Here is a 20,434-nt window from a genome sequence, read left to right as displayed (position 1 = left end):
CGCAGGAGCGATATAGAAGTGAAATATAAAAATTAAAAATTTGATGTATTGGTTAGGGTAAAAGCCCTAACCGATATAGTTTTATAAGGGGAGGTGATCGTTCTGAAAAAATATGTATTTAGGCGTTTAATACAAACAATACCTGTATTAATTGGAATTTCTATAATTGTTTTTATGCTTGTAAAGCTGCAACCAGGAGATCCGTTTTCATCTATGATGGATCCTAATCTTTCACAAGAAATGAAAGAAAAAATGTTGGAACAGTTGGGATACAATGATCCCATATTAATTCAGTATTTTAAGTGGCTAATGCAAGCTTTACAAGGAAATCTTGGATATTCTATTCAATTTAAACAGCCAGTTCTAAATGTTATAGGCAGCAGGCTGGGCAATACAGTTATCTTATCTATATGTTCAATGATTCTTAGTATTTTGATAGCGATTCCATGTGGAGTTATAAGCGCCACAAAACAGTTTACTAAAACTGACTACATTGTCACAGTATTTGCATTTATAGGATTATCTATTCCATCCTTTTTCTTTGGTATGATTTTGATTAAAGTGTTTTCTGTAAATCTAGGATGGCTTCCTATATCGGGTATGGTGACTACAGGCGTTAATTTAACTGGCTTGGCATTCGTAATAGATGTTGCAAAGCATATGTTATTGCCGATGATAGTTCTTGCACTAATGAATACGGCTAGTTTAATGCGTTATACACGTTCTGATATGATTGAAATTTTAAAAACAGATTATATACGTACAGCACGTTCAAAAGGAGTTAGGAAGAGGAATGTTATATACCAGCATGCCTTAAAAAATGAACTACTGACTTTAATTACAGTAGTAACTATGCAGATACCATCATTATTATCAGGCGCTCTTCTTACAGAGACAATTTTTGTTTGGCCAGGGATTGGAAGGCTGAACTACAATGCTGTTATTAGCAGGGATTATCCACTTATTATGGGCATAGTTATGATGGTTGCAATAATAAGTTTATTTACGAATTTATTGGCAGATATACTTTATGCAGCTGTAGATAAACGTATAGAATTTGATTAAAGGAGGGAAAGTGTGCTAAAACATGTAATTTTAACGAGGTTTCTAAAGAATAAGCTGGCCGCAATTGGCTTTTGTCTTTTGAGTATATTTGTATTAGCAGCGATTTTTGCACCCTTTTTGTCAAGTTATGGGAGAGACTCGATAGATTTAATGAATATAGAAAGTCAACCAAGTTTAAAACATTTATTTGGAACAGATGAACTTGGAAGAGATGTATTTACCAGATTATTATATGGTGGACGTATTTCATTGGGGATTGCAGTAAGTGCAACTGTTTTGCAGCTGCTAATAGGAGTTACGTTAGGATGCATCAGCGGATTTTATGGAGGCTGGATTGATAATGCAATCATGCGTATAGTCGATACAATTATGTGTTTTCCTTTCTTTGTGATAGCAATTACAGTTGCTGCGCTAGCTGGACCTAGTGTTTGGAACGTAATTTTGATTATAGGTCTTTTACAATGGACGGGAGTTTCTAGAATTGTAAGAGCTGAAATTCTTTCTATTAAACAAAGTGAATTTATTGAAGCTGCACGAGCTATGGGGCTTAACAGTTTTGAGATTATTATTAATCATTTGCTACCCAATACATTATCACCGGTTATAGTGAATGCTACGTTAGCTGTTGCACAAGGGATTTTAATGGAAGCTGGTTTAAGCTTCTTAGGATTAGGAGTAAAACAGCCTGAGCCAAGCTGGGGGAATATATTATCAGCAGCTCAAAGTATGCGTGTATTGCAATACGAATGGTGGCTTTGGATTCCGGCAGGAGTATTGGTATTCTTATCAGTTCTATCAATTAATTTTGTAGGAGATGGACTTAGGGATTCTCTTGATCCCAAAATGAATATATAGGAGGGGTGCAAATATGGATAAACAAATTCTCCGTATTAATAATCTATCTGTTAGTTTTGGGGAAGGAAAAGATAAAGTAATAGCTGTAGATGATGTAAGCTTTGCTTTTGAAAAGGGCAGAATATTAGGAATTATTGGGGAATCTGGTTGTGGTAAGAGTACTTTAGCTTTATCTATCATGGGACTGCTACCAGATAAGATAAGTAAGATTGAAAATGGAGAAATATTATTTGATGGAAATGATTTAAGTAAGTTTACAGAAAAACAGTTTGAATATATTCGTGGAAATGAAATTTCTATGATATTTCAGGAACCAATGACTTCACTAAATCCAGTATTTAAAATAGGAAGGCAAATAGCAGAGCCACTAAAGATACATAAAAGTTTGCATGGGAGAGCACTTAAGGAGAAGGTAATTGAGATTCTTATAGCAGTCCATATTCCAAATCCAGAAAAAGTTTATAATTCTTATCCACACAACTTGAGTGGAGGGATGCGTCAGAGAGTAATGATTGCAATGGCTCTAAGCTGTGAACCAGAAATATTAATCTCAGATGAACCTACAACAGCGCTAGATGTAACTATTCAGGCTCAAATTCTATTTCTATTAAAAGAATTAAATAATAAAGCAAAAACATCTATTTTGTTTATTACCCATGATTTATCGGTAGTTGCTGAAGTCTGTGATGAAGTTATGGTATTGTACGGAGGAAAGGTGGTTGAGCAATGTAATGTATATGAGTTATTCGATAATGCTAGACATCCTTATACTCTTGGATTATTGGAGTCACAACCGCATAGGTGTGAAAGTGGAAAACCTCTAAAAAGTATTGAAGGAATAGTGCCATCTTTATCAGATATGCCCTCAGGGTGCCGATTTAGTAATAGATGTTCTAAAAAGTTTTGTGTAAAATGCGAAGGCGAGATTCCACCATTATTTAATATTAGAGATAATCATAAAGTAGCATGTTGGTTATATGAGGAGGGAAAGGATTTTGATTGACACTATTTTAGAAGTAGATCGGATTAGAAAGAAATATGTAATTGAAAAAAGCTTTTTGGGAAGAGAAAAGATTGTTTTAGATGCGGTAAATGATATTTCATTCTCAATAAAAAAAGGAGAATGTTTTGCGTTGGTAGGAGAATCAGGATGTGGAAAGTCTACAACAGCCAGAACTATATTGAAATTAATAGATGCTGATGGTGGAAAAGTAATATTTGAAGATAAGACTTTATTTGATATCGAAAATAATAAATCAATTAGTAACAAGGAAATGTACAGATTAAGAAAAGATATGCAGATTATTTTTCAAGATCCATTTGCTAGTTTAGATAAAAGAATGAAAGTTGGACAAATTATAGCAGAAGGAATTAAGAAACATAGATTGATACGTGGGAAAGATGCATTTAATATAGCAGAAGAATACTTAAGGATTTGTGGTATGGATAAAGAAGCTATAAATCGATATCCTCATGAATTTAGTGGTGGTCAACGTCAACGAATAGGAATTGCTAGAGCTTTGGCTGTCCAGCCTAAATTTGTGGTTGCAGACGAACCAGTGGCTGCATTAGATGTTTCTATTCAAGCACAGATTATAAATTTACTGAATGAATTAAAAACACGATACCTACTAACTTTTTTGTTTATATCTCATGACTTAGGCGTTGTAAAATACTTCTGTGATAGAATTGCAGTTATGTATTTAGGGAACATTGTTGAGTTAGCCGAAAAAAAAGATTTATTTGATAATCCGATGCATCCATATACAAAAATGTTACTTGAATCTATGCCGGTTAGTCATCCAAAATTGCGAAAGCAGAGGCTTAGTCTAAAAGAATCAGAGATAACATTGAAAGATAGAGAAAATGGGTGTAAATTTTGTAATCGCTGCGTATATGCATATGAGCGATGCAAAAATGAAATTCCTGTCTTTAAAGAAATTGAAGGTGAGCATTTTATTGCATGTCACTTATATGATTGATTGGTAAACTTGACATATCAATCCATTAATTTCATGTATCATTACACCATTTAAAATAGAGGAATTTGAACATTTTTGTGGAAATATAGAATTTATGAAATATATTAAATTTAAAGTAAAAGTTTTTTTTATACTAATATGCTGAATTTTCTTGGTTTACAGAATGAAAACGCTGCTTAAACATAAAAATTAGCAATAATATATTCAGATTATTATGCAAGAGAGTGAGGTGTAAAATAGGAAGGTACAATCTAGATAATAAGTATCTATCCTATTAAGTGAATGAGTGAAACAGGTATATGTGGTTGGTTATCAAGAGATGGAAAATTTTATGAATGTGGTGAATCTAAACATAATCTTTTAGCATCCAGGTTGGAAAAAGAATTGGGATTAGAAATGTTTGATGAAGAGAAATCAATTTATCTTCATGACACAGCATTGCTAGAGACTCTTGGGTTTATTAAATTTACTCAATCTACCTATGGATTAATAGGCGATAATTATGACAATCAATTTATGTTATTCTTTGGAAAAAGATTTTCTTATGAACAGCGAAAATGGATGGAAGAAAATATATTAAAGATGTCATCATATCAAAGAGCAGAGTGTAGGCAAAGATTAATTTTGGGGTACTAAAATACTAGCTCTATTTTCTAATTAACATTATTTACTTGTAACTTTTGAATATTGAAAAAATAAACATTTAAACCTGTATAGTAAAATATAAATACAGTAACTAGATTTTTTGTGTAAAACTGTTTTGTAACATATTTGAAAAAAGATGAAGTAATATACAATTATGTTATAAGTATTGAAGGGAGGAATAAAATGAAAAGTCTAAGATTAAGAAATGTCGTTATTTGTACATTAGTTGCAGCTTCGATTACAGCGCTAACCCCAATAGGAGTTTCGGCAGAGTGGAAGTCTAATTATAAAGGCTGGTGGTATACAGAAGGTAATTCGTATGCCGCTGGATGGAGAAAGATAGATGGCTTTTGGTATTATTTCTACCAAAATGGATATATGGCACAGAACACTACTATTGATGGGTATTACTTGAATTCCAGAGGAGTGTGGATTGACTCAGTAAATACATTAATAGGACAAGAAATATTAAAGAATGTCAGTATTCAAAATCCATCATTTTATATAGAGTGTCCAAGTAGTGGAGTGGATATTAACAACCTAGAAAATATTATTAAAGATGAGATAAGTAAGTTAAAAATCACTAACTCTTATGAAATGTTTAATGTATCTGATTATGATGTAACCATGACAAGCTATGGATCAGGTAATATTGGAATACAGGTTAAATGCAATTATAAAATGACAGCAGGAATGGAAGCAGATTTGGATTCGAAAGTGAGGTCCATAGTCGCACAGATTGCTCCAGATAGCATGAGTCAGCCAGAGAAAGAACGTGCGATACATGATTGGATAATAAATAATACAAAATATGATCAATCTTTAACTATATATGATCCTTATAATACTTTAATTAAACATACTGGAGTCTGCGAGGGATATTCTCTTTTAGCTCAAAAAATGTTTACTGTTGCAGGAATTAAATCAATGGTTGTAGAGGGTACTGCTGATGGACAGGCTCATGCATGGAACTTGGTTTATATAAATAACAAATGGCGTCATGTGGACTGTACGTGGGATGATCCTGTATCTAATTACGGTGATGTTATACAATATGACTATTATAACTTAACAGACCAAGAAATAAGTGCAGATCATTCATGGGACACCTCGATTTATCCAAATGCTAATTAGGTATACAATTCAATTTAAATGAAAATATATATTATGCAATATAAAATACTAAATGTTTATGGTAGTCCTGGTTTAGGTAGTTTATTTTTGCATAATATATTTTAAACAATCTAAAAATCATTAAGTGAATAAGTAAATTCTTGATCTTTGATAATTTCTGAAAATACAAGGCTTCAATCCTTTTGTCAAAAAAAGTAGTGCGAGATTAAAGTCATTAATAATGAATTTACTCTTGCAATCAAGAAGTTAGTTTTTCATTTTACAAAAATCTAAAAATGTAATATTGACTTAAAGTTAACTTTAAGTGTTAAAGTAAAGTTATAAAAACAAAGGAGTTGAGAGAATGAAATATCAAGCATCAAAAAATAGATATAATGAGATGAAGTATAGTAAATGTGGGGAAAGTGGTTTGAAGCTTCCTATGATATCCTTTGGCCTTTGGCATAATTTTGGGAGCAATGCAGATTATAATAACATGAAAGAATTATGTTTTACTGCTTTTGATAATGGAATAACTCATTTTGATTTAGCAAATAACTATGGGCCAGTTCCAGGAAGTGCAGAAGAAAATTTTGGGCGTATTTTAAGAGAGGAATTAGCATTATATCGTGATGAATTATTGATTAGCACAAAAGCAGGTTATAAGATGTGGGAAGGGCCTTATGGAGACTTTGGAAGCCGTAAATATATATTAGCAAGTTTGGATCAGAGCTTAAAGCGTATGGGATTGGAATATGTAGATATATTCTATCACCATCGAATGGATCCTGATACTCCATTAGAAGAATCTATGATGGCTCTTGATACAGCTGTAAAAAGTGGAAAAGCACTTTACGCAGGAATTTCAAATTATAATGGAGAGACAATGGAAAAGGCAGCTGCGATTTTAAATGAATTAAAATGTCCATTTGTAATTAATCAAAATAGATATTCTATATTTGATAGAACTATTGAAAATAATGGACTTAAAAGAGCAGCAAAAGAAAACGGAAAAGGAATTATAGCGTTTAGTCCATTAGCCCAAGGGACATTAACAGATAAGTATTTAAATGGAATTCCAGACGATAGCCGGATAAAGGTGGATGGAAGATTCTTAAAGCAAGATATATTGACAGAGAAGAAGTTAGAGCAAATTAGGAGATTAAACAATATTGCTTTAAATAGAGGGCAAACTCTTGCTCAAATGGCGCTTAGCTGGGTACTAAAAGATTCAGAAGTAACAAGTGTACTTATTGGAGCATCAAAACCATCGCAAATCATTGAAAATGTAGGAATAGTTCATAAAATTGAATTCACAGATGAAGAGTTAAGGATGATTGATGAAATAAGTGCTAACTAGGCTAGGGATAAAAAATCAAGTTTTATGTATACATTTTCTTTTTCTTTCTATTCTAAAAATAGTAATTTTGGCGTATAATTTATCTTAGAAATTTCTAGTATAAGGAGAGAAACTATGAAATATTCTATACAAGAAGCAGCTAGAATTACAGGACTAACAGCATCTACCTTAAGATATTATGAATCTGAAGGATTATTGCCTAATATTAAAAGAGCTGAAAATAGACATAGATATTATGATGAGTCAAATCTAGAGTGGATAGCAGTAATTAATTGTCTAAAGAACACGAATATGCCCATTGAGCAGATAAAAGAATTCGTTGTTTTAAATAGCCAAGGTGATTGTACATTATATAAAAGGTTGGAGTTAATATTAAAGCACAGGGAAAATGTTCAAAAGAAGATAGATGAATTAAATAAATATATGGAACATATTAATTACAAGGTTGATTATTTCACCATGGCGTGTAAATTGGGGACTGAAAAGGAACTTAAAAAAGAGCGATATCCAAATCATTTCTATATAAAAGAAGATAAATAATGTGAGTTAAGGAAAAATATTTAGTGATACATAAAATATCAAAAATTAGGAACTCTAGAAATAGGGTTCTTTTTGTTATGGTTTTAAAATTATGATAAAAATACTTAAGAATTCTGATTAAAATGAAAAAAATGTTGCAACTTTATTAAAAATGTATTACTATATAACAGTAAAATCTAAAAGTTCAGATGAAGATAGCGGGAGAGTAATGACTATAGTCATTCACCGAAGAAGTAAATCTTTCAGGTACCTATTTAATTAGAGATGACCGCTATTGGATGAAACCTTGGAGAGACTCGAAAAGAGCACCGAAGGAGAAAGTTGTAAAGGCGAAACTCTCAGGTAAAAGGACAGGGGACAGATAACATATCTTATCAAAGTAATATATTATAGATTACTTCATTTAGATCTTATCTATTCCCATTTATATCTCAAATCACAAAATATTTATATTAGTAAAGGGCTTTTTAGTACATGCCTTTTAACTAAGATGGAGGGATAAAATGGATCAATTAAAATCAGAAAATCAAAACTTATCAAGAGGACTAAAAAATCGTCATGTTCAATTACTCGCAATTGGAGGAGCAATCGGTACTGGATTATTCCTTGGTTCAGGAAGGTCTATTCACTTAGCAGGACCATCTATATTGTTTGCGTATATGATAACAGGAATAATTTGTTTTTTTATTATGCGTGCCCTTGGGGAATTATTACTTTCTAATTTAAACTATCATTCATTTGTAGATTTTGTATATGATTATTTAGGAGAGAGAGCAGCATTTATTACTGGATGGACTTACTGGTTTTGTTGGATTTCACTTGCGATGGCGGATGTAACTGCTGCAGGTCTTTATATACAATACTGGTTCCCGAATGTAGCTCAATGGGTTCCAAGTCTTATAATTCTTATCGTTTTATTGATTATGAACCTTACAGCAGTAAAGTTATTCGGCGAAATGGAGTTCTGGTTTGCTTTAATTAAAGTTGTTGCAATTTTAGCTCTAATTATAATAGGTATATTTATGGTTATTAAAGGATTTTCTACAGATGCTGGTGCAGCTAGCTTTACAAATCTTTGGAGTCATGGCGGATTGTTTCCAAAGGGTGCAACTGGATTTATTCTTTCATTCCAAATGGTTGTGTTTGCTTTTACTGGAATTGAATTAGTAGGACTTACAGCTGGTGAAACAGAAGATCCAGAACGTGTTATTCCAAAGGCTATTAATAATATTCCGATTAGAATTATTATTTTCTATGTTGGAGCACTTTTTATTATCATGAGCATATATCCATGGACTTCAATTAATCCGGATAAAAGTCCATTTGTTCAAGTGTTTTCAGCAGTGGGAATTGCTGCAGCAGCAAGTATTGTAAATTTCGTTGTATTAACATCAGCTGCTTCTGCATGTAACAGCGGCATCTTCAGTACAAGCCGTATGGTTTATTCTCTTGCAAAAGAAGGTAATGCGCCAGAGTCGATGAATAAATTAACTTCTAATCAAGTACCTGCTAATTCCACAATGTTTTCAGCAATTGTTATCTTGATTTCAGTTATTTTGAATTACATTATGCCAGAAGGAGTATTTGTTCTAATTACAAGTATATCAACATTTTGTTTTATCTTTATTTGGGCAATTATTGTTGTTTGCCATTTGAAATATCGCAAAACTAATCCTGAACTTGCAGCTAAGAACAAATTTAAAATGCCACTTTACCCAATTATGAACTATATAATCTTAGCATTTTTAGCTTTTGTTATAATTACATTAGCATTTAATAATGAAACTCGTGTAGCTCTATTTGTAACACCTGTATGGTTCATTATGCTTTGGTTGATTCATAAAGGACTTAAATCAAAAGCAGAAACAAAAGAAGTTGTTAAAAGAAATTTGGCATAAGATTTTAATGCTGTGATAAATCTGTTAAAGAATCATGGTTTTGATATAACAGCTATTTCTAATAAGTCTGATTATATTAATTTTATGTTTTATAAAGTATAACTTTAAGAAATATTTAAGATAAAAGATAATAAACCACTTTATTCTAAATTAATCAGAATAAAGTGGTTTATTATATTGTTAACAATACATCTAAGTTTGAATTAGTCTTGATACTCAGATAATTGTTGGCATGCAGAATTAAGAGAGTTTATTGCTTGTTGAATTTTATTCTTATTATCTTGTTTTTCTGCAGAGCTAAGTGCTTGTTGTAGTGAGTTAATAGTATCTTTACAAGAAGATACGCTTTGGTCAACATATTGTTTAGCTGTTCCTGGCATATTTAACACCTCCTATATAAATCATTCGAAGTTAGTATTTGCATAACTTAATTAAATATACAGAGTTAAGAGGATGAATTTGAATTGTAAATATTACCATGAATTTTTACGTAGTTGTGTTGTTATGATATGGATCCCAAAGAAAAGGTAGAGATTGCTTCATGGAAATAGCTGCAGGTGATACTGCGCTGACATTAGCGATAAAAAATGGTGGACGAATTGTAAACTAGTAATGATACTTTTTTCTATTAATTCTTGAATTTTTTCTAGATGATCAACTTTAAATATCTCAATATATTTCTAATTATAGAATATATTTCTTTACATAATCCTTGTATTATTTGAAAGCGAAAAAGTATACAAAAGTATAATATACAACAAATGAAAATAACTTTAGAATAAGAAATGTAACTTAGTACATAGGGGGATAAAAATGTTGAAAAAAATATTAAGAACATTAGCTGCTTTAACTATATTTACGTTTATTCCAATTATCTCATATGCTTATGATTTAATAGGTGTTCCAGGAATAAATTGGACTAAAGGTTCGAAGACTGTAAATGTAGGAACTGACTTAGCGAAATTAAATCTGCCTAGTGAGTACATTTTTGCGGATGGAGAAGATGCAAAGGAATTAATGGCAGCAGTTAAACCTAAGTTAGAAAATATTATTAAAAATTATGCTTATAAAGAAGGAAAAAGATACTCAGGTTACATAAAGGGTGATAAAGTAGCAGAAGTAGGATTGGCAGCACTAATTGTCGGAGGTACAGTGTCTAAGACAGGTTTGCTTACCAAAATACTAATAATATTTAAGAAAGCATGGATATTTGTTTTAGCCGGCATAGTAGGTCTATTCGGTAAAGTGATAAGGGCATTTAGGAAAAAGCCATATATACATGATGAAACTGAATTGAATTCGGATAAAATTTTATTTAAAGAAAATTCTGAAGCAGATATAAGAGGTTGATATATAGTTAAGATCAATAGATTCTTAAATTAAAAATGATATAAAAAATACTAAATTTACGCTTATTTTTCTTAGTCTAGATATAAGCAGTACTTATTGAAATTGAGAATCTTTATGATATAATATTTAAGTGGAAAATTGTAAAAATAAAACATTAAATACTTTATTTTTAAAGTTTTACAAAAAATAAAAAAGGGGTAAAATTTAAAATGAAAATTAATAAAAAAATTGTATTAATGCTAATTACTTTATTATGTATAGGAATTATACTGACAACAGCTGGATGCAGCAAAAAACCAACTGCTAGTGAAAGTGGAAAGTTCTTTTTTAACTTTTTAATAAAACATGATAAAACAGATATAGGTAAGTTTGGCATTAAAGAAGATGATGCTAATAACATAATCAAGACTCAAATGGATGCAACTAAAAACCAAACTAGAATGAATTTTACTAAGGCTGGGATTCTTATTTCAGATGAAGAATTGGACAAGATAACAGAAGCTCAATATAACGCATTAAAGTCATTAGATGCAACTGTTGAGGCAGGTTCTGAAAATGGAAGTGAAGCAACAATAACAATAACAACACCATACATCGATTTTAATGCAATGGATACCAAAGCAACTAATGATGCACAGGATTCAACCATTGCATTAGGCATTACTGATCAAAAAGAAGCAATTAATAAATTTAAAGATAAATATATAGAAAATTTATTAGCTGAATTAGGTAGCGCTAAACCTTCATCTGAGACCAATAAGGGTACCTATAAATTTAAGAAGGATGCACAATCTGGGCTATGGGTACCAGATATGAAAGCAGAAGAATTCGGTGAACAATTAGTTAAATTAGCAGAAAAATAGAACTAGATTTGTATATTGATTAATTTATAACTTTGAATTTAAGTTGTATATTTTTTCTGGCAAAATTAAATTAATAAATAACTAAGAAAAATTACCTTTAAAAATAATTTGTATGAATTTTATTATTTGCAAATATTCCAACATAAAATAAAAGTACATGTGAAGATTTACTAAAAGTAACTTCTTCCCATGTACTTTTATTGGTATATGGAAAAAACTTTATTGTATGGATAGTTAGAAGGCAAAGAAGGATTTGTTATAGGAAATGAGTAGAAATAAAAGCCATAAGTAAATTTATGTAAATTTACTTATGGCCATTAAATAAAGAATATAACAGTATAACTCACACTAATATGGATAACTTAGTATCTAATTATAATCTTTCGACCATAATTAAACAGTGCAATACCCATATTAATATTTTGTTCGACTAAATAAGATACTTACACGACCATATATAATCTTTTGACTATATATGATTATTACACTACCAAATATAATCTTAGCTTGACCTTATAAGATAAGTTGGAATCTTATTATAATAAAATTAATCTACTACAATAAGACTTTTCCTAACCCTATAAAATCGCATCTAATCTTAATACAAGTCTTTTGACTTGTATTAAATTCTGATAAACAAGTATATTGTTTTTCAAACATATTTGTTTGCTTAACTGTTATATCCTTTATGATATTAGCATATCCTAAAGGATATATTTGATACTATGAAATTCATGGTAGGGTTATATAAATTTTATTTTTATATCAAAAGATTGTATAAAAAAAGTATTTTATTAGATAGAATACGCTTATTATAAAAAATATAATATGTTATTATGGAAGTAGATGAAATAATTTGCAGAAAAGTAGAAGGTGATAGACTTGATAGATTTTGATTACAGAGGATTGACCGGAGATATCATTACAAAAGAGGAATTTAGTTATGAAGAAGAACGAAAAGCTTGGAATAGAGCTATAGAAAAATATCCATTAGCAATTGTATATTGCCATACTAATGATGATATCATAAATGCAATAACTTGGGCTAAATTGCATTCAGTAGAAATTAGAATAAGGTCAGGCAGACATCACTACGAGGGATATTCAACAGGGAATGATGCTTTGGTCATTGATATTAGTAAAATGAATGCGATTATTGTAGATGAAGAAATAGGAATAGTAAAAATACAAGGCGGAGTTAGGAATAGGGAACTTTACGAGGTTTTGGGAGAACTAGGCTATCCATTTCCAGGAGGAGGATGTCCAACGGTTGGGGTTTCTGGACTAACTTTAGGCGGCGGATGGGGTTATTCAAATAGATTACTTGGATTAGCCTCTGATAACTTACTTGAAATTGAATTGATAGATTATAAGGGGGAAAGAATAGTTGCTACAGATAAATCTAATACAGACTTGTTTTGGGCTTTAAGAGGTGCTGGTGGAGGAAATTTTGGAGTAGTTACTAGCATGATATTTAAACTTCCTGAGAAAATTAAGATGGCAACTTTAATAGATATAGATTATATAGGTGCTGATGATCATGAGATATTAGATATATTTGAGACTTGGACACATTTATATATGAGTTTAAATAAAAGAGTTAATTTAAAGATGGGGATATATAATTCAAAAATAAAAGGAAGAGGAGTCAGAATTACAGGAATATTATATGGTACCAGAGAAGAGGCAGATGTAATTTTAGGCGACTTTAAGAATATTTCTAAAAAAGGAGTATTTGATTTTAACTATACTTCAGTCTTAGATGTAAATAGAAGGATTCAAGATAGTCATCCTCCATATGAAAAATATAAATCGGCAGGAAGATTCGTATATAAGGATTATAGTAGAAGTGAAATGAAAAAAATCATAGAACTTGTTGAAGAGAGGGCTAAAGGTGCAGTATATGCAGCTGTTTCTCTATATGGATTAGGTGGAGCAATTATGGAAAAAGATAAAAATGATACAGCTTTTTATTATAGAGATGCGAAATTTATAATGGGACTTCAATCTGTTTGGGAAGAAGCTGAGTATGCGCCTATGAATATAGAATGGGTTAAAGAAAAGCTTAAATACATAAATAGTATCACAACAGGTTCATATATTAATTTTCCATGCGCAGATATTGAGGATTATGAAAAAGAGTATTATGGAGAAAATTTAGAAAAATTAAGAGAAGTTAAATTGAAATATGATCCGTATGAGGTGTTTAAATTTCCTCAAGGAATACAAATTGGAAGCGGGCAAAATTTAAATTAAGGAAATTGCTTATAATAAAATATTATTTGGAAGCGAAAGAAGGCTATGTATAAGAGAGAATTGTTTTAAGCTTATACATAGTCTTAAGTTTTTTATACAACTTTTAAAATGAAGATATTAAATAATTTTGTGTACGTTTAAAAATATCTTAGAAAATATTTTACCAATAAGACTTTATATTGAATTATATTACATAATTTGCTAAGATTTATACATAGAAATAAATTAAATTTTAAATGCAAATGCAAAGTTTTTCTGATTTTAATGGGAGGATATTATTGTTTAAACATTAATGTATTATTGTGTAATATTTTAGGAGGTAATTATTTGGTTAATTTTGAGATGGAGATTAAAAAAATAAATCCAATCAATATAAAGGAAATGGAATTGAATAGATATAAGATTAATAATGACATTAAGAAATCCATTATTCTATATAATTCGGCAATAGGAGAAATAAAAAAAAGCAACTTTGAGTTGGCTGTAAATGATTTGAAAAAAGCTTTATCTTATAATAAGGGGTTCTCAGATGCAATTAAGCTTATTGGATTGTGCTATGTTAGCATGAAGCAATATAGAAATGCAGAAAAGGTCTTTAAGAAACTCAAAAAATACGCTATATACGATAGTTTAGCAAATGATTATATACAAAGCCTAAAAATAAAATCATCTAGAGGAAGAAATGTAAATAATATGGATGTTATAAATCATACTAATAGTGATATATGGAATGAGTACTCTACAGAACCAAAGCGTTCCACAGGGAAAAAAATTATGGCTATATTAAGCATAGTAATCATTATGGGCGGTATTGCAATGAATTATTTTTATCCAAAGTTTATTCAGATAGCAATGGCAAAGGTTCCTATCGAAACTCAAGAATTTTTGAATAAGCTTAGTATAAATAATAAACTAATAGTAAAGAAAGAGGAAGTGGATAAAGATCAGAACAAAGTAGATGATTCGTTAGAAGAGAATATGGTAAATCTTGAAAGTAGTGAGAAAGCTAAAATAGATTCAGAAGATAAGAAAGTAAAAAGCGATAGCTATAAAAATAATATCTTGGGTATGCTAAATGATGCTGAGAAATCAATTGGAGATGGAAAATATGAAATGGCTGCTGAGGATTTAATAAATTTGAAGAACGAAAATCTTGATAATGATACGAAAGCGAAGTTCGATAAATTATGGCAAGATTTAAAGATAAGTGGACTCTGGCCTATATACAATGATGGAAATAAGTTATATAAACAAAAAAAGTATGCAGAAGCACTTCCTAAATTAAAAATGACTTCACAAATCGATTCTGACATAGATATTATGCCTTGGTTAATGTATCAAATAGGAATATGCTATAAAGAGACAAATGATTATTCCAATGCTCTTACATATTTTAGGCAGGTAAAAGATAAATATCCTAAAACTGAGTATGCTTCATATGCAGATTATAGTATGAAGGAAATGGGCAATTAGATATATTTATTTCTGAAAAATAGTGATTTTTATATAATTAATTTTAGAAAAAATTTAATAAGAATAATTATAATTAAAACGTGCTGAGTAAGATTAAATAGTCTATACAGCACGTTTTATCACTGTCTTTAAAGAATAATAAATAAAAATTACACAAAAGTGGGATAATTGTATATAATTATATAATATTGTATTATATAGGTAGAGGCGTTTTAATAATCTAATAAAAAATAAGATTAAGGGAAATTAGCCTTTAACCTCATGATTATATGAGACAGTATTATTGACATATTTTTTAGATTGTATATGGATTGGAGAGTGGTACTTTTGTATTCTATTATTATAGTAGAGGATGATTCTATACAAAGAGACATTTTAAAGAGAATGATATTATCTGTATGTGACTTTGTAAAAATTTATGAGGCTGATAGCGAGATGTCAGCATTAGAAATAATTTTGAATAATGATATTAATATGTTTTTAATAGACATTAGTTTAAAACAATCTTCAGGATTGGATCTTGCTATGAAGATTAGAAGCATAGCTAAATACGAATTTAGGCAAATCATATTTTTAACAACACACATGGAATATATAACCCAAGCATTTAAACAAACTCATTGCTATGATTATATTGTAAAACCATATGATAAAAATGATGTACAAGCTATGTTGAATAAGATTATTCTTAATGAAACAAGCGATTTGAATAACAAAGTTGATAATTATGGCAAGGAAAAAGATAAAGAGATTGTAATCACATTAAAAAATGGCGTGTACGTTGGAATAAAGGTAAATGATATTATATTTATAGAAGTTGATGGTAAAAACTGCGATATTAATACTTACAATGGAGTTTATACTGCATATAACATAAGTTTAAAAAAAATATTACAGTTAATTGACTGCAATTATATAGTTCAAAGCCATAGAGCTTTTGCAATAAACACGAATTATATATACAAGATAGAAAAACTAGACGTTAAACTTAGCGAAGTATATTTTAATGAATGTAGCAAGACAGCGTTTTTAGGATACAAATTTAAAAATAGCATTATGTCTGAATTTAAAAAAGGAAAAGTGATAATATGTTAAGTTCAGCGATTATAAATGGTATGAATACATTCAATATAATTTATTTATGGGCAACATTAACCAAGAAAAATAATAATATGCTTAAATTAGTGCCAAGTGTACTTGTTGCTTCGATTTTAGTTACAGTTATTGAAGTGTTACAATTGAACTTTATTATAGAGTATATTGCAGTTATCTTGAGTATAAAAATTATATATAAGGCAGATTTTAAACAAGTTATACTAGGATTTTTTTTAGTGTTGATTGCAGTAATGAGTTTAGAATTAATATTTGCGGCCCTTATTGATAAGTTTATTTACGATAATATAGTCAAGGAAATTTGTGTGGAAGGAATAATATTGGTAGGAGAGATTATATTCTCAAAGATAAATTTATTAAATGAAAATTTTATTTTTGAGAATAAGGATAATGTCGTTTTTATTTATTCTATTCTAATATGCAGTATATATGCTATGCTTTTTAAGATTAGTTGGTATTATGATAACATAGTAATTTTAAACAATTTATTTCTTTCATCTTTAATATTTGGCATATTGGCTTTATCTCAAGTTTTGATATACTTGTATTTTATTAAGGTGACAAGAGAAAAAGAATCATTAAAAATTTCAAATGAGTATAATGCTGTTATCGATGAAATAGTTCAAGAAATAAAACAGAGACAACATGATTTTGTTAATTATAAAAATTCAATAAGGGGAATGGTGGAAGTTTTAAGTGAAAAAGATTTAAAGGAAGCTATTAGAACCTATATGAAAGACGAAGATATATATGATAGTAAAATAAATGAACTTATATATATTGATAATGTAGTTGTTAGATCTATAATATATAGAAACATGTGCAGGTCAAAAAAGCATAATATTGCTTTTAAATATGAAATAGAAAATAATGTTTTAGATCATATATTAAGCTATAATGAATTTTCTAATATATTAAATAATTTGCTAAATAATGCTTTTGATGAGGTGACCCAAAAAGATTGTTTAATAAAATGTATTGAAATAAAGATTTTTAATGAAAATAAAGAATCTCATCTAATAGTTAAGAATCAAGTAGTAAATCCTAGTGACATTAACTTAGATGAGATTTTTACAAGAGGCTATTCTACTAAAAATACAGATACAAGAGGTTATGGTTTATATAATGTACAACAAATAGTTGATTTACATAAGGGATATATTAAAATTAATATACAATGTAATGAAATTATTTTTGATATTTATTTTAATAATTCTTCAGGGTAATCTGGCTCGCCCCATACGCCTGCACAGCTTGATTTAGATGCTAAGTTAAATAGCTTAAGAAGTATAGCTGAAAAAATGTTTATAGATTTTTGCATTTGAAAGCACTCCTTTCGTATTAATAATAATTATTTGAAGTATTTGTATGAATATACTTGCAAATATGCAATTACATATTTGCACATTTGGCAGGGTAAAGAATACTACAATCCAAAATGTTAGCGATATTAAAGAAATTATTTTTAATGTCGCTTTATTTTTTACAGGTCTCTTTAAATTACGGCATGGCGCATAAGCTGCGACTATAATAAAAGATATTGTAAAGAAAATTATATTAAAACTATTATTTAGCTTAGGTGCTAATGTAGTAAATAGCATTACCATTATGAAGTACATTGTAGTAACAAATAAACATGAAATAAAAGTTTTACAGTGGACACCTCCCATAAAGGGCCTAATTGAAATCAAAATAACATAAGATAGTAAAAGTATAGGAACTTTATTCAAGCCTAGAAATATTAATAATATAACTACAAAATCAAATAAATTACCTAAAATAACCTCTAATGTATATTGGATTTTTAGTAAATCTGTTTTAATTAAAGAAGAGTTATTTTCTTCTAAGTACCTTGTTATAAAAGTTGATATTAATTTTATCATTTTAACCTCTCTAGATTATTTAGTGAACAATATCTTTATAAAGTATATTGGATAAAATTACAATATTATTGGAATAAAACGTACAAATTTTGGAATGAAAAGAATAATTACTTAATAATTAAGCAAATAATTTATTGCGTTGCTTTTAATACTTTATATTGTATGTTTAGAGTAAACACTATTTATTTAGGTTTAGCAATATGAGAATATATAAATGTGGTAAAGAGTGTTATTAACGATTAGATTAAGCTCATAGTGTTGTTAATAATGCTAGTAATTAAGAGGGGAGAGGTAAGATGAAAAAACAACTTAGAAAAGTGATGATTTTAGCTGTATCATTATTAATGCTTTTGGGACAAACTCCTAACATTGTTTTCGCTGCAACTTCACCAAACATATCAAGTAGTGCTTATAACAGCGAAAACATATTTACGCAGAGTGGTTACAAAGGACAATGCACATGGTTTGTATGGGGACGTGCATATGAGAAATTAGGAATAAAGTTAAACTCTCAGTTTTATGGGAATGCAAAACAATGGTGGAATGAAACTACTTATCCGAAAGGACAAACACCATCTGCTAATTCCATAGCCGTATTCGGGAATGGCAGTGCGGGGCATGTTGTATTTATTGAAAGTGTTTCTGGTGACACAATATACTTTAATGAAGCTAACTATCATGTGAGTAAGGCATATGATGGCGCAGAGGAAAATCAGACAGTATCAGCATTTAAGAGCAGATCTGCGAATTTTCTTGGATTCATATATCTACAGGGTAATCCGTCTGAGCCGAGTGATCCAACACAAAGTGGATTTACTTATCCAAATAATGCTCAAGTATCAGGAGATTTTCTTTACGTAAGAGATTCGAGTGGGAATATTATTCCTGGCCGTAGAGTTGATGATGGGGATAAAATAACAGTATTGGATGTTAGTTATTCAACTCAATTGGCTTTGATAGAATATCCAACACCTAGTGGAGTAAGGACAGGATATGTTGCAAATGCTACAAATATAATTAAATATTTTAATGCTGGAGCTTGGAAAAATGGTTCTACATCGGAAACTGTTTATGATTCTAATGGAAATGTAATAGGATCACTATCTCCTGGTGAGAATGCGACACCACTGTATCGTAAAAATGGTAAGTTGAGTGTAGTTTATAATACGTCTAAAGGCGCAAATACTAAATCAGGATTTGTAGTATATAATGGCGGTTTCAATAAGTATTAATAAGTGAGTTTAAAAAATGTGGGTATGACTTTATTTCAAAGAGGAAAGTCTAAATGAGATTGTGGGTTAGAGAATAGGTTTTATATATACATTTATAAATAATAAATATAGTTTAATAAAAATTGATGATATAAAATGTTTTATATCATCAATTTTTTATTATTTTATTTTAGATATAACCTTGTATGCAAATGTTTCTGAATAGTATATAAAGTGAATTGAAAGAATTTATAAATTAAGGTTTCATATTTTTAAAATATCAAAAGTAAGGAGACTAGATTTTTTAATATTTAAGTTAGAATATTCGGTGTATACAACTGTTTCTAGTGTATCAACATATGTATTAGTTAGCATATTAGCGAATAATAGCGAAAAATTAGAATAACTTCACAAAAATGTAAGAAGATAAGAAATTAATATATGCCAGAGGTGTTAAGATAAAACACGTCACTAAGAGATATGAACAAAACAACTTAAGACTTGAAAAGATTTTAATAAAGAAGAAATTAAAAGTTTTCTACGAAAGTTGTTGACAATGTCGAGTGGTGATGATATGATGTAATTCCTCGCTGAGTGATGCGAAATCAATAGCTTAAAGTTTGAAAGAACTCGAGAAAATGAAGTTCAAAAAGTTTTTAAAAAGATTATTGACAAGCCTCGAAAGCGGTGATATACTGAGTGAGCTGTCAGAAACGACAGAGACTCATAAGCTTTGTAACAGCAGGCTTTAGAAAGAAAATTGGTCTTTGAAAATTGAACAGAATAAGATAAATACATTTAAGTAAACCAGCAATTTTTATTTGAGT

Annotated in this window: 19 protein-coding genes and 1 riboswitch; of the genes, 16 read left to right on the top strand and 3 right to left on the bottom strand. The window is 29.6% G+C overall.

All coding sequences use genetic code 11. From position 1 onward, the window contains the following. The first annotated feature begins 93 nt into the window (after positions 1-93). The 9 genes from ACJDTP_RS19620 (at position 94) to ACJDTP_RS19580 (ending at position 9,458) form a co-directional block, all read left to right on the top strand. Positions 94-1,065: an ABC transporter permease gene (locus ACJDTP_RS19620; RefSeq protein ID WP_041899072.1), complete on the top strand. Its 972-nt coding sequence runs from the start codon at positions 94-96 to the stop codon at positions 1,063-1,065. A gap of 12 nt (positions 1,066-1,077) precedes the next feature. Next, positions 1,078-1,920, top strand: coding sequence for an oligopeptide ABC transporter permease (gene opp4C, locus ACJDTP_RS19615; RefSeq protein ID WP_406762196.1), 843 nt, complete (start codon positions 1,078-1,080; stop codon positions 1,918-1,920). Positions 1,921-1,933: 13 nt separating this feature from the next. Then, a complete protein-coding gene (locus ACJDTP_RS19610) occupies positions 1,934-2,923 on the top strand; it encodes an ABC transporter ATP-binding protein (protein WP_406762195.1) in 990 nt (329 codons plus the stop codon). Beyond that, positions 2,916-3,902 carry an ABC transporter ATP-binding protein gene (locus ACJDTP_RS19605; RefSeq protein ID WP_406762194.1) on the top strand — a complete coding sequence of 329 codons (987 nt, stop codon included), beginning with the start codon at positions 2,916-2,918 and terminating at the stop codon, positions 3,900-3,902. The genes ACJDTP_RS19610 and ACJDTP_RS19605 overlap by 8 nt, the downstream gene beginning before the upstream one ends. Before the next feature lie 282 nt (positions 3,903-4,184). Beyond that, positions 4,185-4,538: a hypothetical protein gene (locus ACJDTP_RS19600; protein WP_406762193.1), complete on the top strand. Its 354-nt coding sequence runs from the start codon at positions 4,185-4,187 to the stop codon at positions 4,536-4,538. A 192-nt stretch (positions 4,539-4,730) separates the two neighbouring features. Further along, positions 4,731-5,681 (top strand): transglutaminase domain-containing protein, encoded by a 951-nt coding sequence (locus ACJDTP_RS19595; protein ID WP_406762192.1) that lies wholly within the window; start codon positions 4,731-4,733, stop codon positions 5,679-5,681. A gap of 343 nt (positions 5,682-6,024) precedes the next feature. After that, on the top strand, positions 6,025-7,020 hold the full coding sequence (gene mgrA, locus ACJDTP_RS19590; RefSeq protein ID WP_406762191.1) for an L-glyceraldehyde 3-phosphate reductase: 996 nt from the start codon (positions 6,025-6,027) through the stop codon (positions 7,018-7,020). 114 nt (positions 7,021-7,134) lie between these two features. Then, positions 7,135-7,560, top strand: a complete 426-nt coding sequence (locus ACJDTP_RS19585) for a MerR family transcriptional regulator (protein ID WP_406762190.1) — start codon at positions 7,135-7,137, stop codon at positions 7,558-7,560. A 276-nt stretch (positions 7,561-7,836) separates the two neighbouring features. Further along, positions 7,837-7,924, top strand: a riboswitch (glycine riboswitch). 139 nt (positions 7,925-8,063) lie between these two features. Further along, complete coding sequence (locus tag ACJDTP_RS19580) at positions 8,064-9,458, top strand: amino acid permease (RefSeq protein ID WP_078114743.1); 1,395 nt, start codon at positions 8,064-8,066, stop codon at positions 9,456-9,458. Positions 9,459-9,661: 203 nt separating this feature from the next. Here ACJDTP_RS19580 and ACJDTP_RS19575 read toward each other — a convergent pair whose 3' ends face one another. Further along, positions 9,662-9,838 (bottom strand): hypothetical protein, encoded by a 177-nt coding sequence (locus ACJDTP_RS19575; RefSeq protein WP_171772376.1) that lies wholly within the window; start codon positions 9,836-9,838, stop codon positions 9,662-9,664. 433 nt (positions 9,839-10,271) lie between these two features. Between ACJDTP_RS19575 and ACJDTP_RS19570 the strand changes: the two genes are divergently transcribed. The 6 genes from ACJDTP_RS19570 to ACJDTP_RS19545 all read left to right on the top strand — a co-directional run bounded on the left by ACJDTP_RS19570 (position 10,272) and on the right by ACJDTP_RS19545 (position 17,739). Beyond that, positions 10,272-10,808 carry a DUF2167 domain-containing protein gene (locus ACJDTP_RS19570; protein WP_406762189.1) on the top strand — a complete coding sequence of 179 codons (537 nt, stop codon included), beginning with the start codon at positions 10,272-10,274 and terminating at the stop codon, positions 10,806-10,808. Positions 10,809-11,017: 209 nt separating this feature from the next. Continuing rightward, positions 11,018-11,671: a hypothetical protein gene (locus tag ACJDTP_RS19565; RefSeq protein WP_026888620.1), complete on the top strand. Its 654-nt coding sequence runs from the start codon at positions 11,018-11,020 to the stop codon at positions 11,669-11,671. A gap of 882 nt (positions 11,672-12,553) precedes the next feature. Further along, on the top strand, positions 12,554-13,927 hold the full coding sequence (locus ACJDTP_RS19560) for an FAD-binding oxidoreductase (RefSeq protein ID WP_406762188.1): 1,374 nt from the start codon (positions 12,554-12,556) through the stop codon (positions 13,925-13,927). 327 nt (positions 13,928-14,254) lie between these two features. After that, positions 14,255-15,400 carry a tetratricopeptide repeat protein gene (locus ACJDTP_RS19555; protein ID WP_406762187.1) on the top strand — a complete coding sequence of 382 codons (1,146 nt, stop codon included), beginning with the start codon at positions 14,255-14,257 and terminating at the stop codon, positions 15,398-15,400. 327 nt (positions 15,401-15,727) lie between these two features. Continuing rightward, positions 15,728-16,495 (top strand): LytR/AlgR family response regulator transcription factor, encoded by a 768-nt coding sequence (locus ACJDTP_RS19550; protein WP_173712110.1) that lies wholly within the window; start codon positions 15,728-15,730, stop codon positions 16,493-16,495. Beyond that, complete coding sequence (locus tag ACJDTP_RS19545; RefSeq protein WP_406762186.1) at positions 16,489-17,739, top strand: GHKL domain-containing protein; 1,251 nt, start codon at positions 16,489-16,491, stop codon at positions 17,737-17,739. Before ACJDTP_RS19550 ends, ACJDTP_RS19545 begins: the two co-directional genes overlap by 7 nt. On the opposite strand, the gene ACJDTP_RS19540 is transcribed toward ACJDTP_RS19545, so the two are convergent. After that, on the bottom strand, positions 17,715-17,834 hold the full coding sequence (locus ACJDTP_RS19540; RefSeq protein WP_085953365.1) for an AgrD family cyclic lactone autoinducer peptide: 120 nt from the start codon (positions 17,832-17,834) through the stop codon (positions 17,715-17,717). The genes ACJDTP_RS19545 and ACJDTP_RS19540 overlap by 25 nt on opposite strands. After that, positions 17,794-18,396 (bottom strand): accessory gene regulator B family protein, encoded by a 603-nt coding sequence (locus ACJDTP_RS19535; RefSeq protein WP_406762185.1) that lies wholly within the window; start codon positions 18,394-18,396, stop codon positions 17,794-17,796. The genes ACJDTP_RS19540 and ACJDTP_RS19535 overlap by 41 nt, the downstream gene beginning before the upstream one ends. Positions 18,397-18,692: 296 nt before the next feature. On the opposite strand from ACJDTP_RS19535, the gene ACJDTP_RS19530 reads away from it, so the two are divergent. Next, complete coding sequence (locus ACJDTP_RS19530; RefSeq protein WP_406762184.1) at positions 18,693-19,628, top strand: CHAP domain-containing protein; 936 nt, start codon at positions 18,693-18,695, stop codon at positions 19,626-19,628. Positions 19,629-20,434 lie beyond the last annotated feature (806 nt).

Source organism: Candidatus Clostridium helianthi, assembly GCF_045310795.1.
Classification (GTDB): Bacteria; Bacillota; Clostridia; order Clostridiales; family Clostridiaceae; genus Clostridium; species Clostridium helianthi.
The sequence above is the reverse complement of the archived record's forward strand: the minus strand, read 5'-3'. Positions and strand labels throughout refer to the sequence as shown.

Bases quoted from the DNA above. Each gene is read 5' to 3' on its own strand.
- ACJDTP_RS19610 (WP_406762195.1), top strand. From the start codon at position 1,934: ATGGATAAACAAATTCTCCGTATTAATAATCTATCTGTTAGTTTTGGG.
- ACJDTP_RS19600 (WP_406762193.1), top strand. From the start codon at position 4,185: ATGAGTGAAACAGGTATATGTGGTTGGTTATCAAGAGATGGAAAATTT.
- ACJDTP_RS19595 (WP_406762192.1), top strand. From the start codon at position 4,731: ATGAAAAGTCTAAGATTAAGAAATGTCGTTATTTGTACATTAGTTGCA.
- mgrA (WP_406762191.1), top strand. From the start codon at position 6,025: ATGAAATATCAAGCATCAAAAAATAGATATAATGAGATGAAGTATAGT.
- ACJDTP_RS19585 (WP_406762190.1), top strand. From the start codon at position 7,135: ATGAAATATTCTATACAAGAAGCAGCTAGAATTACAGGACTAACAGCA.
- ACJDTP_RS19580 (WP_078114743.1), top strand. From the start codon at position 8,064: ATGGATCAATTAAAATCAGAAAATCAAAACTTATCAAGAGGACTAAAA.
- ACJDTP_RS19575 (WP_171772376.1), bottom strand. From the start codon at position 9,838: ATGCCAGGAACAGCTAAACAATATGTTGACCAAAGCGTATCTTCTTGT.
- ACJDTP_RS19570 (WP_406762189.1), top strand. From the start codon at position 10,272: ATGTTGAAAAAAATATTAAGAACATTAGCTGCTTTAACTATATTTACG.
- ACJDTP_RS19565 (WP_026888620.1), top strand. From the start codon at position 11,018: ATGAAAATTAATAAAAAAATTGTATTAATGCTAATTACTTTATTATGT.
- ACJDTP_RS19545 (WP_406762186.1), top strand. From the start codon at position 16,489: ATGTTAAGTTCAGCGATTATAAATGGTATGAATACATTCAATATAATT.
- ACJDTP_RS19540 (WP_085953365.1), bottom strand. From the start codon at position 17,834: ATGCAAAAATCTATAAACATTTTTTCAGCTATACTTCTTAAGCTATTT.
- ACJDTP_RS19535 (WP_406762185.1), bottom strand. From the start codon at position 18,396: ATGATAAAATTAATATCAACTTTTATAACAAGGTACTTAGAAGAAAAT.
- ACJDTP_RS19530 (WP_406762184.1), top strand. From the start codon at position 18,693: ATGAAAAAACAACTTAGAAAAGTGATGATTTTAGCTGTATCATTATTA.